Source organism: Vibrio sp. KMM 9700, from assembly GCF_058545285.1.
In genome coordinates this window covers 234,010-246,746 of sequence record NZ_CM178589.1, presented here as the reverse complement: position 1 = coordinate 246,746, position 12,737 = coordinate 234,010, and the positions used below count along the sequence as shown (strand labels likewise).

Below are 12,737 nucleotides of genomic sequence, written 5' to 3'. Positions count from 1 at the left end.
TTAATATAAATGATCAAGGCTAAATTTAACATAGACTCAAAAAGCCTCAAAATCTAATCTTTCAAGGCTTAAAATAAATATTGCAAAAACTGTGGTTATTTTTGATACACAGGGTAATCAATCAAACCTTTTTCTTGACCGCCGAATAGGGTGTCAGGATCGTGCGCAGCAAGCGGATAACCATTTTGAATACGACTAGGTAAGTCTGGATTTGCCACAAACGGACGACCAAAGCCAATCATATCTGCATAGTTTGCATCAAGTGCGGCTTGGGCTTTTTCTGCGTCATATTTACCTGCGTAAATTAAAACATTATCAAATGACTCACGCACTTGTTGCTTAAATTCAACGGGCGTATCTGGCGCATCTTCCCAATCGACTTCTGCAATATGCAGGTAAGCAATATTGTGTTTATTCAAGGCTTTGGCTGCGCCAACATAAGTTTCGAGTGGCGTCGCATCCACTGTGCCGTTAAGTGTGGTAAATGGCGCTAAACGTACACCAACTTTGTCTGCGCCCACAGCGTCAACTAGGGTTGCAACCACTTCGTTTAAAAAACGTAAGCGGTTTTCAAGGCAGCCGCCATATTCGTCGGTACGGTTATTTGCCTCTGAGTCAATAAATTGATTGACTAAATAGCCATTGGCAGCGTGCAGTTCAACCCCATCAAAGCCTGCTTCGATGGCATTTTTCGCCGCTTGATGATATTCGCCAAGCACTTGTTTGATATCGTCATGGGTCATTTCACGTGGCAGCGCAGTTTGCACGAAATCAGTCACGCCATTGTTATCAACAAAGACGTTGACACCTTTTGCTTGAATGCTTGATGATGAAATAGGCTGCTTGCCACCAATGTTGTCAGGGTGGGTGACGCGACCAACGTGCCAAAGCTGAGCAAAGATCACGCCATTTTCTTGATGCACGGCGTCCGTTACTTTTTTCCAACCTGCGATTTGCGCAGGGCTATAGATGCCCGGTGTCCACGCATAACCTTGACCCATTTCACTGATTTGGGTGCCTTCTGCCACAATCAGGCCAGCGCTTGCACGTTGTGCGTAGTAAGTCGCCATGATATCTGTTGCTGCTTTTTCAGGGTTGCTTGCACGTGAGCGCGTCATTGGCGGCATCACGATGCGGTTAGAAAGTTCACGTTGACCAAGTTTAATCGGCGTAAATAAATTTTTGCTCATAAGTTTCTCGCTCTAGTAAATCGTACAATTGTGAGTCGTGGAATTGAGCTTAGTTTATCCAATCTTAAAAATTAGGTCTAATGATGAAATTTAATGATCTTGATAATGAAACGTTATGATTTTTTAACAAGAAGTGAGTTTGTCTCTCGTGTTCAGTTTTATGCTATCCTCGAATCAAGACTGTGATTTAAATACATTTAAATAAGGACTGTTTATGCGCTTTAAGAACACTTTACTGGCTGCGGCAATTTCAAGCCTTGGTTTATTTACTTCCTCTGCTTTTGCAATTGAAAACGTAGATTTAATGATCACGGATGCTTTAGTGCTGACGATGGATAAAGATAAGCATATTTATGAGGAAGGCACAGTGGTGATAAAAGACAATAAAATTGTCGCTGTCGGTGATAAAGCATTGGAAAAACAATATCAGGCGAAGAAAGTCTTAGATGTTGATGGTGATATTGTCATGCCGGGTCTGATCAATACACATACCCATGTTTCAATGACAGTGTTTCGCTCTTTAGGCGATGATGTGCCTGATCGCTTACATCGTTATATTTTCCCATTAGAATCTAAATTGGTCTCACGGGATATGGTTCGAATTGGGGCAAACCTTGGAAATGTCGAGATGGTGAAAGGTGGTGTAACGACTTATGCCGATATGTATTATTTTGAAGATGAAGTGGCTAAAACTGTCGATAAGATTGGAATGCGTGCCATTTTAGGGGAAAGCGTAATTAAATTTCCCGTAGCAGATGCAAAAAATGCTGATGAAGGCATTCAATATGCGCTTAATTTTATTGAAGAATATAAAGATCACCCTCGAATCACACCAGCTTTTGCTCCGCATGCACCTTATACCAACACGACAGAAACCTTACAAAAAGTAGCTAAGCTTTCAGTTGAACAGGACGTGCCAGTGATGATCCACCTTGCTGAGTCACATCGTGAAGAAGAAGATATCGCCAAACGCGCAGATGGTTTATCACCGGTTGCCTACATGGATAGTATCGGAGCATTAAATAATAAGCTGATTGGCGCACATATGATATTAGTCGATGACAAGGATATTGAACGAGTTAAAAAATCCGATATGGGTGTAGCACATAACATGAGCGCAAACATTAAGTCAGCCAAAGGCGTCTCTCCAGCATTGAAAATGTATGATCAAGGCGTACGTATAGGGTTAGGGACGGATGGCCCTATGTCAGGGAATTCTCTTAGTATTATCGATGAGTTTAATCAAGTGGCAAAAGTACATAAGCTAGTCAATAACGATCGCGCAGCGATGCCACCGATGAAAGTTATTGATATGGCGACAATGGGTGGTGCGCGTGCATTGCATATGGAAGATAAGATTGGCTCACTTGAAGCCGGTAAACTAGCGGATATTATCATTATTGATACGAAAGCGCCGAATATGGTGCCTATTTATAACCCATATTCTGCTTTGGTGTATTCAGCCAATGCTGGCAATGTGCGTACCACCATTGTGGATGGTAAGATTCTGATGCAAGAACGTAAGATGCTAACTGTTGATGAAGATGCGATTCGTAATGAGGCGATTGAATTTACAAAAAAAGTACGAGAAACCGTGCTCGATTCTGGCGAAGAAATTTTATAAATAATTTTATTTAACGCCCAATGACAAGTTGTATTGGGCGTTCGTTTGCGTTTAGGAAGCTGTCAAATTAGCCTAGATAACGCGCAATGAGGTGGGCTTTAAAATACTCAGGATTGAGCGCCTCACCGGTTGCCTTCGTAACTAAATCATTGGTTGAATATAGACTTGCCTGCTGCCAAACCTTTTCCCCTAGCCAATCAAAAATCGGGGTTAATGTTCCGCTTTTTATCACAGCGTTTACATCCAAGGTTTGCTTCATTGCTGCCATAAATTGCGCCGCATACATAGCGCCAAGGGTATAACTTGGGAAATAACCAAAACTTCCGTCTGTCCAGTGGATATCCTGCATGCAGCCGTCACGATAATTCCCCTTGGTGGAAAGGTTTAGATACTGCTGCATTTTTTGCTCCCAAAGCTCCGGCACATCGGCTGGCGTAATTTTCTTATTCATCAAATCACGTTCGATTTCATAACGTAAAATTACATGCATTGGATAGGTGACTTCATCCGCATCGACGCGAATAAAGCCCGGCTCAACCTTGTTGTAAAGCTTGTTAAGGTTTTCAATGTCAAAGATCTTTGGATCGGCATCGGGGAAATGCTTCAGTAGCTTTGGCGCAAGCAATTGGATAAACTCAGGGCTGCGGCCAAGTTGCATCTCACAAAAGAGTGATTGAGACTCATGGATCCCCATTGAGCGGGCTTGCCCAACAGGTAATCCTGCCAACTCTGACGGTAAGCCTTGCTCATAACGTGCGTGGCCGGTTTCATGGATGATCCCCATCAGCGCTTTTTCAAAGTCTGACTCATCATAACGTGTGGTTAAACGCACATCGGTTGGCACGCCGCCGCAAAATGGGTGTGAACTCACATCCAAGCGCCCATTATCAAAGTTAAATTCAAGCAACTTCATCACTTCAAGGCCAAGAGCCTTTTGCGCTTCAATGGAATATGTTTGCACTGGTAAATAAGGGCGGCTTGTGGCTTGTTTGGCGCTGATCTCTTGGATAAGGCTAGGCAAGCTTTCTTTTAACGGCTGAAAGATGCTATCAATTTGCGCGCTTTGCATGCCCGGCTCATATAAGTTCATCATGGCATCATACGGGCTGCATTGGGCAAGATCGGCTCGAATTTGCGCTTCTTCTTGTGACAGTGCCACTACTTCTTGCCAGTTTTTTAAGAAACCTTGCCAGTCATTTTCAGCGCGCTGAGTACGCCAAGCATGTTCGCACTTCGAGCCGGCAAGAGATTTTGCTTCGACAAGGGTTTCAGGGACAACCGTTGCTTGCTGCCAAGTGCGCTGCATTTCAAAAAGGCTTGCATTTTCAACGCTGTTTAAGTCTTCATCTTGCGCTTTAGCAAATAATTCACCAAGCTCTGGCGCAGTGCTAAGTTTATGCACATGTAGGGCAAGAGTCGCAAGGGCTTGGCTGCGCGCGTCATTGCCGCCATTTGGCATCATGGTCGCTTGATCCCAGCCTGTGATTGCGCCAAGGTGCTCAAAATGGGAGATGGTTTTAAAATGTTTGCTTAAATCTTGATAGGCTGACATAGCTGTCCTTATGTTTGTGGTCCATAGTTTGTACGGATGGTATTAGCTTTTTACCATAGGGTAAATCGGCTCGCCCCAAAGTGTGTTTGGGTGATCCATCATAATGCTTATCATTGCAGGAACCAATGTTTCCAAAATGCTGGTGCAATCTCGTAGTTGATTGCGATTGGCGGAGCTAGCATAGGTTGCGCCGCCATGAATCAGTTGGTTGCGCAGAACATATAAACGAGAGAAGACAATCGTTAATACAGAGAGAGTGTTATTTTGCCCTAGTGCTGTGTTGGCTGCAATCTTAGCTTGGCTGCGGGCATGTTTCCATGCATCTTCGTTGATTTGGTCGCGTTGGTAATCCCAATAGTCTTTAAGGATAAACTCATTATCTAAGATCATTCGGATTGCGCCTGAATAATGTTGCCAGACAATTTGATCAAAATATTTGTTTTGGTCCAAATGAATTAGCTTAGATAGAAAGTGTTTAAATAATTGGCTCTCAGCAAAGTTGTGTTTTTCATCAAACTCTTGTGCATAGGCTGCGTTAAATGAAATCCAGAGGAATAAAAATTTAGAATCATCATCATTTGATTGCTCAGATTTATCCAGCCAACTTAATGCGCGGTGCACTCGCATCGATAAATTCTCTGGATAATTTTCTCGCTCGGCGCGGTGACGCGTTTTCAGTGTTTGGTGGCTAAACATAAGTCTTTGATCCCTTGTGTGACTATTGTTATTTTACTGAAAGAAAATCATAGCAAAATTAATAGTATTGGGGCTATGATAAGGAATAATTAATTTTATCTTTTGAGTGGCATATGGACTTTTATATTTTAAATATGGGCGCATTCTTAGTTGCGATCACTATATTGACCTTAACCCCTGGACTTGATACAGCGCTGGTGCTGCGCAATACCACACGTGGTGGCACTTGGGATGGTTCGATCACAAGCCTTGGAATTTGTTGCGGTTTGTTTATTCACGCATTTTTATCAGCGGTTGGGATCTCGGCGATTTTAGTCCAATCTGCGCAACTGTTTATGGTGGTGAAACTTATTGGCGCTGGGTATTTAATTTATCTTGGGGTAACGAGTTTAATTGCTTTATATAAGCAAAAAGGCGGCGCAATTGAAGTTAAAGAGGCGCAGAGTCATGAGTTAAATACCGTTCGTTCGTTTAAGGAAGGTTTTTTATCCAATGTATTAAACCCGAAAACAGCTGTGTTTTATTTGGCGTTTTTACCTCAGTTTATTAATCCTGAGCATTCTGCAATGAGCCAATCTATGTTGATGGCGTCGATTCACTTTGTGATTGCTATGGTGTGGCAATGCGGCCTTGCGGCGATGTTAAATGTGGCGAAAAACTTTTTAGCCAATGGCAAAGCCATGCGTTGGATGGAAGGCACAACCGGTGCTGTGCTAGTGATTTTAGGCGTGAAATTAGCGCTGACTCGATAATCAGATCGAACTAAGTTTAAAAGCATAGATATAAAAATACCCAAGGGTGCGCCTTAACAGGTGAACAAGCTTGGGTATTTTTTTGTATATCGGATTTAGCTTTTAAGCCGTGTTACGCATTTGCAAGCTTCTTTTGTTTTAATTCTTGAAAGTAGTTTTGGGTTTCAAGAATGATTTCACGACGAAGGAGAACCAAGCCAATTAAGTTTGGCACTGCCATCAAGCCATTCACTATGTCAGCTAGCGTCCAAATAAGCTCAAGTTTTAGGAAGGCGCCAGCGGCTACTAAACAAATAAAGATAATTTTATAGCTATAAATCGCTGTTTTGCCATAGGCTTTGTTATCAAACAAATACACCATGCAGCGCTCGCCATAATAGTTCCAACCTAGAATGGTTGTAAAGGCAAAGAAGATGAGGCCAATTGAGACAATCAAAGGCCCAAGAAATGGCGCGTTTAAGCCTTGGGCAAAACCTGCGGTTGTCATCGCCGCGCCTTGCGCATCCCCTTGCCAAACTTGGGTAATGACTAAGGTTAAACCTGTCATGGTGCAGATCACAAGCGTATCAAAGAAGGTGCCTGTCATCGCAATTAAGCCTTGGCGCGCACTTGAGTTGGTTTGCGCTGCTGCGGCTGCAATCGGCGCGCTTCCAAGACCAGCTTCATTAGAGAAAACGCCACGCGCAATCCCTGATTTTAACGCAAGCATCATGGTCGCACCTAAGAAACCGCCAGATGCTGCGGTTGGATTAAAGGCTGAGTGGATAATCAGCTCAAAAGCTGCGCCAATTTTGTCATAGTTTAAAATAAGCAAACAAAAACACGTCACAATGTATAAAAGCGCCATGCTTGGAACGATTTTTTGTACGACTTTAGCGATGCTTTGTACGCCGCCTAAAGTGATCACTGCCACTAATAGGGTTAAGGCTGCTGCGGTAAGAATTTTTGGCGCGTCAAACGCAAGGGCGCTGGCATCGACAATCGCATTGACTTGGGCAAAAGTGCCGATCCCAAGGCAAGCCACCAAGATGGCAAACACGGCAAACATCTTGGCTAAGAATTTAGAGCCTGCGCCATGTTCAAGGTAGTACATTGGCCCGCCAACCATCTGTCCTTTGCTATCTTTGCGGCGATATTTAACCGCTAATAAACATTCTGAATATTTAGTTGCCATGCCGACAAAGGCTGCGACCCACATCCAAAACAGTGCGCCAGGACCGCCAATGGCAATCGCAGTGGCAACGCCGACAATATTACCCGTTCCGATCGTTGCAGACAGAGCTACACACAGCGCTGCAAAGCTTGAGATATCACCAGCTTTGGCATCTTTTTGTGGTTTACTAAAGACTAGTTTCAAGGCATAGAAAAGGTGGCGCTGAATTTGCAGCCTAATGGTGAAATAAACACCAGTACCAACGAGTAGAATAAGAAGTGGTAAGCCCCAAACAAGGCCATTGATTTGATTAAGTATTTCGTGAAAAGTATTCATAACATCCTAACATGAATCGAAAAATAAACGATAAATGAAAAGGAAGAGTGCGCAGGGGGAAGAACATTATATGGTCAAACAATTATTCTTAAAAATTTGCTGTCAAAACATCAAGGGATAGACAGCGCAATACAGCCTTTGCATCTCTGTCCTTTTGCCTGAGAGTTTGATCTCATGTCACTAACATCAAAGATGAAGTGTCAATGAGACTTGCTCCTTCGGCGGTCAATATATGCTTAAACATACTTGACTCTCTCCAGAGTTTCCTCCAGCAACAGTCCTTAATAAGAAATTTAATTCTTATCACCTGAAAGATTTACTTCTTCGGTGGGCGGTGTTCGCCACTCTCCAGCTGCCTTCAACGGATAATTTGTTTGTTGACTAAAATAAATCAACAAGCGCGCAGATAATAACGAAATCAACGAGATGTGTCACGCCTTTTTAGATGCTTTAATGTTTTTTGCTCAAAAACTGATATGCTTATGACTCTTAGATTGGTTTTGAATAGGGTGGATAGGTTATGGTTCATATTTTTGTTATCGTTTTACTCTGTATTGTTTGTTATTTCTTAGTACGTTTTTCGACCACTAAGAAACAAAAAAAGTCCTTAGTCCTCTTTGGCTTAGGTTTATTTGTTTTGTATTTATTAAGCATAGTTATTTTGGAGTTATTTCGTTAAAATATATGTGTTCATACATATTCAAGAGATCGGCATTTCATGACACAAATTAAAACTAGGCTGTTAGTCACGTTTATTCTTGGCGCATTATGTGGCGTTGGTGGGCATTATGCCTGGACACAAAATCATCTAAGCGAATTAAATGCACAGTCCCAAGCCCAATTGACGCAACTCTCACAAGAAAACGACGCATTAAAAACTGAAAATAAACAGCTTTCCACTGATTATCAAAATTTAGTGTCGCTTGAGCAACAGCATAATGAAGAATTGATAGCGCTTAATGCAAAAATTGAAGCACTTTCTACGAAAGCAAAAACGGCGCAAAAAACATTAACCAAACAAAAAGAAGTGACGAAAAAAGCAGTCAAGGCAGCAGAAGTAGCTGAGGTGAAGATCGTCCAGACGCAAAAAAATAAAGCCCAATTGATTGAAAACTCAAAAGAGCTACTTGCTGAGCAAGCCAAAATTCAAGCAGAAGTGAAGCAATTATCTGAAACTCAAACACGTTTAACCAAACGTCTGCAAGAGCTTGCCAAAGAGTGCCAAGAGTTTCAAGATGGCAATTCATGGGATGCAAATTCTGATGCATGCGCCAAAGTCAAAGCAGGCTCAATCGAAGCTGAAAAAATCAAAAATAAAATCATTGAGAAAAATCAGCTAATGCAACGCCTTAAAGAGCAGATGCAGGCGTTATAAATTTTATATTTAGAATTTACCGATGACAAAGGCTCTCAAATCTTAAATCAGATCGAGAGCCTTTGTTTTATTACGCCTTTATCTTATTACATTGCAGCAGCAAAGATAGCCACAATTTCTTCATGCGTCGCTTGTTTTGGGTTTGTAAACCCACATGCATCTTTTAATGCGTTATCTGCAAGCGTATCAAAGTCTTCTTTTTTTACGCCTAAGTCAGTTAAGCCCGCAGGAATATTCACATCCTGAGATAAAGTTTGAATCAATTCAATCGCTTTATCTGCGCCTTGCTCAGGTGTTAGGGCGCTCACATCCGCGCCAAGGGCTTGCGCCACATCGCGTAGACGTTCAGGGCAAACTTGCGCGTTATAACGCTGAACATGTGGCAACAAGACGGCATTACACACACCGTGTGGTAAGTCATAAAAACCGCCAAGTTGGTGCGCCATGGCGTGTACATAACCAAGGGATGCGTTATTAAATGCCATGCCAGCTAAAAATTGTGCATAGGCCATTTGCTCACGTGCTTCTAGATCTTCACCATTTGCGACCACTTTGCGTAGGTTATCGCGGATAATTTCAATCGCTTTAATTGCCGTACAGTCAGTCACTGGCGTTGCTGCGCTTGAGACATAAGCTTCAACCGCGTGAGTCAATGCGTCCATACCTGTTGCTGCTGTGAGGGATGCAGGCATGGCTAACATTAGTTTTGGGTCATTGACAGATAAAATAGGCGTTGTGTTTTTATCTACTATCGCCATTTTGATGTGACGCTCTTCATCTGTAATGATGCAAAAACGTGTCATTTCAGAAGCTGTGCCGGCTGTGGTGTTGATTGCAACCACAGGCATTTGTGGTTTTGGTGATTGATCAAGGCCTTCATAATCAGAAATATGGCCGCCGTTTGCGGCAACTAGAGCAATCCCTTTGGCGCAGTCGTGTGGCGAGCCGCCGCCTAAAGAGATAACAAAGTCACATTGATTTTGATTAAGCAGTTCAAGACCTTCTGCCACGTTTTTTGTGGTTGGGTTTGGCTGTGTACCATCATAGATAATAGCTTCAACTTGGCTTGCTTTAAGTTTGTTTGCGACTTGAGACACCATCCCAATTTGGTTTAAAACTTTATCAGTAACGATCAAAGCTTTTTTAAACCCATAGCCTTGAATATGTGTCATGGCTTCGTCTAAACAATCCGTACCCATTAGGTTCACTTGTGGAATAAAAAATGCGCTCATTTGCTTTCTCCCTAGAGATTTATAATTCTTTTGAGGTATAAACTAAATTCATCATATGCCTCTAAAGGGGTGGAGATATTGATTTATCTCAAAGTTTTGCACTGTGTTTTGTTAAATCTATTGGCTTTTAAATGGATTCTGGAGTGGGGAAAAATAGCAAAGGTTTGCGCAAATTTTTACAGCTTAAATGTGAGGTGAAAGAGGAGTAGGGCTAACAAGCTGAGGGGGAGAAAATGTTGTCGAAGAATGGTCGATACAAAAATGCCAAGGTCAGATAAAAGGGTATCTCCCCATCCGTAAACCTTGGCATAGATTTGCGTTTTAAAGCGAGAATTAGTCTCTGAAGTTCTCAAACTGGAATGGCAAGCCAAGTTCTGCGCCACGCACCAGCGCCATCACTTGTTGCAAGTCATCGCGCTTTTTACCTTGCACGCGGATCTTTTCGCCTTGAATCGAAGCTTGAACTTTTAGCTTAGAGTCTTTGATTAGTTTGACGATTTTCTTCGCTGTTGCTGCGTCGACACCTTGCTGAAAATGTGCTTCTTGTGAGCAAGTTTTACCAGAGTATTGCACATCTTTGGTTTGCATCGCTTGCGCATCCACATTATGGCGTGCCAGTGAGCCGCGAAGCATGGTTGCCATTTGACGCAGTTGAGGCTCAGCTTCTGCTTTTAGTTTGACGATTTCTTTTTGAAATTCAAAGCTTGCTTCCACGCCGCGAAAGTCAAAGCGTGTTGCCAGTTCGCGGTTCGCATTTTCTGTTGCATGGCGTACTTCAACCAAATCAACTTCAGAAACAATATCAAATTGTGGCATGAGATTTTCCTATTTTGTTTAATTTTGCGCTATTTTATCATAAAGATACGAAATGTTCTGCTTACAGTCTGACTTATAAAACGCTGCGCATGGTTTGCGAAAGCATTTCGATCAAGCTTTGCGTATCTTCCCAACCTAAACAAGGATCAGTGATCGACTTGCCATAAGTTAGAGCATCAAGATCTGTCATGGGTTGGTTACCTTCTTCGATAAAACTCTCAGCCATGATGCCGGCTATGTGCTGGCTGCCTTGGCGGATTTGCTCACAAATATTTTCAGCTACGTCAAGTTGCTTGCGGTGCTGCTTTTGACAGTTGGCATGGCTAAAGTCAACCACAAGACGTGGCGTTAAGCCGACATGCTCGAGTTGCTTTGCGGCCTCTGAGATCGAAGTTGAATCATAGTTGGTACCAGAGTCGCCACCACGTAAGATCACATGCCCATACGGGTTGCCTTGAGTGCGGTAAACCGTCATGCGGCCTGCTTTATCTGGTGAGTAAAAATAATGTTGTGCATGGGCGGCGCGAACCGCGTCACAGGCAATTTTGATACTGCCATTGGTGCCGTTTTTAAACCCGACAGGGCAAGAGAGCGCCGATGCCATTTCACGGTGAATTTGTGACTCGGTGGTACGCGCACCAATTGCGCCCCAGCTGATTAAATCACTAATATACTGGCCGGTGATCATATCTAAAAATTCAGTCGCCGTCGGCATTCCAAGGTTATTGACTTCAACCAGCAATTGGCGCGCTTTGTGCAATCCTTCTTCAAGCGCATAACTGCCGTCTAGGTTAGGATCTGTGATAAGTCCTTTCCAACCAATAATGGTACGCGGTTTTTCAAAATAGGTACGCATCACGATGCACAGGCTGTCTTGATTTTTTTCACGTAACACTTGCAGACGTTTTGCATAATCAAGCGCAGCGTTCGGATCATGAATCGAGCATGGGCCAACAATCACAAGTAGGCGTTTGTCTTGACCGGTTAGAATCGCTTCAATTTCTGCGCGCGCCGCTTGAATATGCTGAGCCATCGCATCTGTTAATGGAAAGGCTTGCGCCAACTCGCTTGGAGTGGGCATAGGACCAAGCGCTTGAGTTCTTAATTCATCAGTTTTTATTGTCATTTGCTACTTCTTATTCATTTTTATTGCATCGCAGTTGTCGTTCAAAAAGCGTTCAAGCGACATGATTAAAATAGCTGCGTGTGCGATTAAATTTAGTTGGTGTATCAGTTAACTATTACACCGTATGAGGCTAAGATAACTGAATTTAACTAAAGAATAAATACAGTTTTTGATAAAACTCGCAAAAAATGCAAGATAAGGTTTATATTTTGCTTATTTTGCAATGCCTTAACTGGATCTGGCAATCTTATGCAGTCACTTGAGCTAGACTTATCCATATGTCTTAGATATCTATCTTGTCTTAGATATCTATCTTGTCTTTGATAAAAAATGTAGCGGATAATCACCAAGAAGGATACAAGGATGAAAGAAGAAAACAATGCCCACCTTGAACAAGCCAACCTGTATTTAAATGCTTTTGCAGAAAAATATATTCCCTTAATTGCCTTTTGCAAACCACAAATAATTGCCTTAGATGCAACACAAGTCCAGATTAAAATGCCGCTGATTCGTGAAACTCAAAATCATTTACATAGCATGTACTTTGGCGCCTTGGCAATTGGCGCAGACCTTGCTGGTGGCTTTTTAGCGATGCAATATGCCAATGATTTAGGAATACAAATATCACTCGCGTTTAAGGGGGTCACGGGGGAGTTTTTTATGCGCCCAGAAGCAGATGTTGTCTTTGTTTGCAACCAAGGTGAAATGATTTATAAGCAGCTGCAAAGCGCTGAGCAAAACAAGCAGCGAATCAATCAAAAAGTCAAAGTAGATGTGTTTTGCCCGAGCCTCAATCAAGATGAAATCATGGCAAGCTTTATTTTAGATTTATCGATTAAAGTGCTATGATGCGGCATTATTGGATAATGAAAAATAAGAGAACTC

General features: G+C 42.4%; 11 protein-coding genes and 1 riboswitch. Of the genes, 4 read left to right on the top strand and 7 right to left on the bottom strand.

The annotated features are described in order from the left end of the window. Positions 1–95: 95 nt before the first annotated feature. Complete coding sequence (locus tag AC2VOY_RS01065; protein WP_491831795.1) at positions 96–1,190, bottom strand: alkene reductase; 1,095 nt, start codon at positions 1,188–1,190, stop codon at positions 96–98. 214 nt (positions 1,191–1,404) lie between these two features. Between AC2VOY_RS01065 and AC2VOY_RS01060 the strand changes: the two genes are divergently transcribed. Beyond that, on the top strand, positions 1,405–2,814 hold the full coding sequence (locus tag AC2VOY_RS01060; protein ID WP_491831793.1) for an amidohydrolase: 1,410 nt from the start codon (positions 1,405–1,407) through the stop codon (positions 2,812–2,814). A 67-nt stretch (positions 2,815–2,881) separates the two neighbouring features. On the opposite strand, the gene AC2VOY_RS01055 is transcribed toward AC2VOY_RS01060, so the two are convergent. Then, positions 2,882–4,366, bottom strand: coding sequence for a carboxypeptidase M32 (locus tag AC2VOY_RS01055; RefSeq protein WP_491831792.1), 1,485 nt, complete (start codon positions 4,364–4,366; stop codon positions 2,882–2,884). 42 nt (positions 4,367–4,408) lie between these two features. After that, positions 4,409–5,062, bottom strand: coding sequence for a hypothetical protein (locus tag AC2VOY_RS01050; RefSeq protein WP_491831790.1), 654 nt, complete (start codon positions 5,060–5,062; stop codon positions 4,409–4,411). Positions 5,063–5,175: 113 nt separating this feature from the next. On the opposite strand from AC2VOY_RS01050, the gene AC2VOY_RS01045 reads away from it, so the two are divergent. Further along, the gene (locus tag AC2VOY_RS01045; RefSeq protein ID WP_491831789.1) at positions 5,176–5,814 is read left to right on the top strand and encodes a LysE family translocator; all 639 of its coding nucleotides are present in this window, start codon (positions 5,176–5,178) and stop codon (positions 5,812–5,814) included. A 112-nt stretch (positions 5,815–5,926) separates the two neighbouring features. On the opposite strand, the gene AC2VOY_RS01040 is transcribed toward AC2VOY_RS01045, so the two are convergent. Continuing rightward, positions 5,927–7,303: an alanine/glycine:cation symporter family protein gene (locus AC2VOY_RS01040; RefSeq protein WP_491831787.1), complete on the bottom strand. Its 1,377-nt coding sequence runs from the start codon at positions 7,301–7,303 to the stop codon at positions 5,927–5,929. 136 nt (positions 7,304–7,439) lie between these two features. Continuing rightward, a riboswitch (glycine riboswitch) is annotated at positions 7,440–7,573 on the bottom strand. Between the two features lie 448 nt (positions 7,574–8,021). On the opposite strand from AC2VOY_RS01040, the gene AC2VOY_RS01035 reads away from it, so the two are divergent. Further along, complete coding sequence (locus tag AC2VOY_RS01035) at positions 8,022–8,678, top strand: hypothetical protein (RefSeq protein WP_491831786.1); 657 nt, start codon at positions 8,022–8,024, stop codon at positions 8,676–8,678. A gap of 86 nt (positions 8,679–8,764) precedes the next feature. Here AC2VOY_RS01035 and yiaY read toward each other — a convergent pair whose 3' ends face one another. From yiaY to AC2VOY_RS01020, 3 genes are all read right to left on the bottom strand, one after another. Then, positions 8,765–9,910, bottom strand: coding sequence for an L-threonine dehydrogenase (gene yiaY / locus AC2VOY_RS01030; protein WP_491831785.1), 1,146 nt, complete (start codon positions 9,908–9,910; stop codon positions 8,765–8,767). A 333-nt stretch (positions 9,911–10,243) separates the two neighbouring features. Continuing rightward, entirely contained in the window at positions 10,244–10,726 is a 483-nt protein-coding gene (locus tag AC2VOY_RS01025) for a YajQ family cyclic di-GMP-binding protein (RefSeq protein ID WP_491831784.1), read from the bottom strand. A 73-nt stretch (positions 10,727–10,799) separates the two neighbouring features. Continuing rightward, positions 10,800–11,852 (bottom strand): 3-deoxy-7-phosphoheptulonate synthase, encoded by a 1,053-nt coding sequence (locus tag AC2VOY_RS01020; RefSeq protein ID WP_491831783.1) that lies wholly within the window; start codon positions 11,850–11,852, stop codon positions 10,800–10,802. A gap of 363 nt (positions 11,853–12,215) precedes the next feature. Here AC2VOY_RS01020 and AC2VOY_RS01015 point away from each other — a divergent pair, with 363 nt between their 5' ends. Continuing rightward, positions 12,216–12,701, top strand: coding sequence for a DUF4442 domain-containing protein (locus AC2VOY_RS01015; RefSeq protein WP_491831782.1), 486 nt, complete (start codon positions 12,216–12,218; stop codon positions 12,699–12,701). Positions 12,702–12,737: the final 36 nt, after the last annotated feature.

Coding starts and splice junctions, on each gene's coding strand:
- AC2VOY_RS01065 (WP_491831795.1), bottom strand. CDS start 1,190: ATGAGCAAAAATTTATTTACGCCGATTAAACTTGGTCAACGTGAACTT.
- AC2VOY_RS01060 (WP_491831793.1), top strand. CDS start 1,405: ATGCGCTTTAAGAACACTTTACTGGCTGCGGCAATTTCAAGCCTTGGT.
- AC2VOY_RS01055 (WP_491831792.1), bottom strand. CDS start 4,366: ATGTCAGCCTATCAAGATTTAAGCAAACATTTTAAAACCATCTCCCAT.
- AC2VOY_RS01050 (WP_491831790.1), bottom strand. CDS start 5,062: ATGTTTAGCCACCAAACACTGAAAACGCGTCACCGCGCCGAGCGAGAA.
- AC2VOY_RS01045 (WP_491831789.1), top strand. CDS start 5,176: ATGGACTTTTATATTTTAAATATGGGCGCATTCTTAGTTGCGATCACT.
- AC2VOY_RS01040 (WP_491831787.1), bottom strand. CDS start 7,303: ATGAATACTTTTCACGAAATACTTAATCAAATCAATGGCCTTGTTTGG.
- AC2VOY_RS01035 (WP_491831786.1), top strand. CDS start 8,022: ATGACACAAATTAAAACTAGGCTGTTAGTCACGTTTATTCTTGGCGCA.
- yiaY (WP_491831785.1), bottom strand. CDS start 9,910: ATGAGCGCATTTTTTATTCCACAAGTGAACCTAATGGGTACGGATTGT.
- AC2VOY_RS01025 (WP_491831784.1), bottom strand. CDS start 10,726: ATGCCACAATTTGATATTGTTTCTGAAGTTGATTTGGTTGAAGTACGC.
- AC2VOY_RS01020 (WP_491831783.1), bottom strand. CDS start 11,852: ATGACAATAAAAACTGATGAATTAAGAACTCAAGCGCTTGGTCCTATG.
- AC2VOY_RS01015 (WP_491831782.1), top strand. CDS start 12,216: ATGAAAGAAGAAAACAATGCCCACCTTGAACAAGCCAACCTGTATTTA.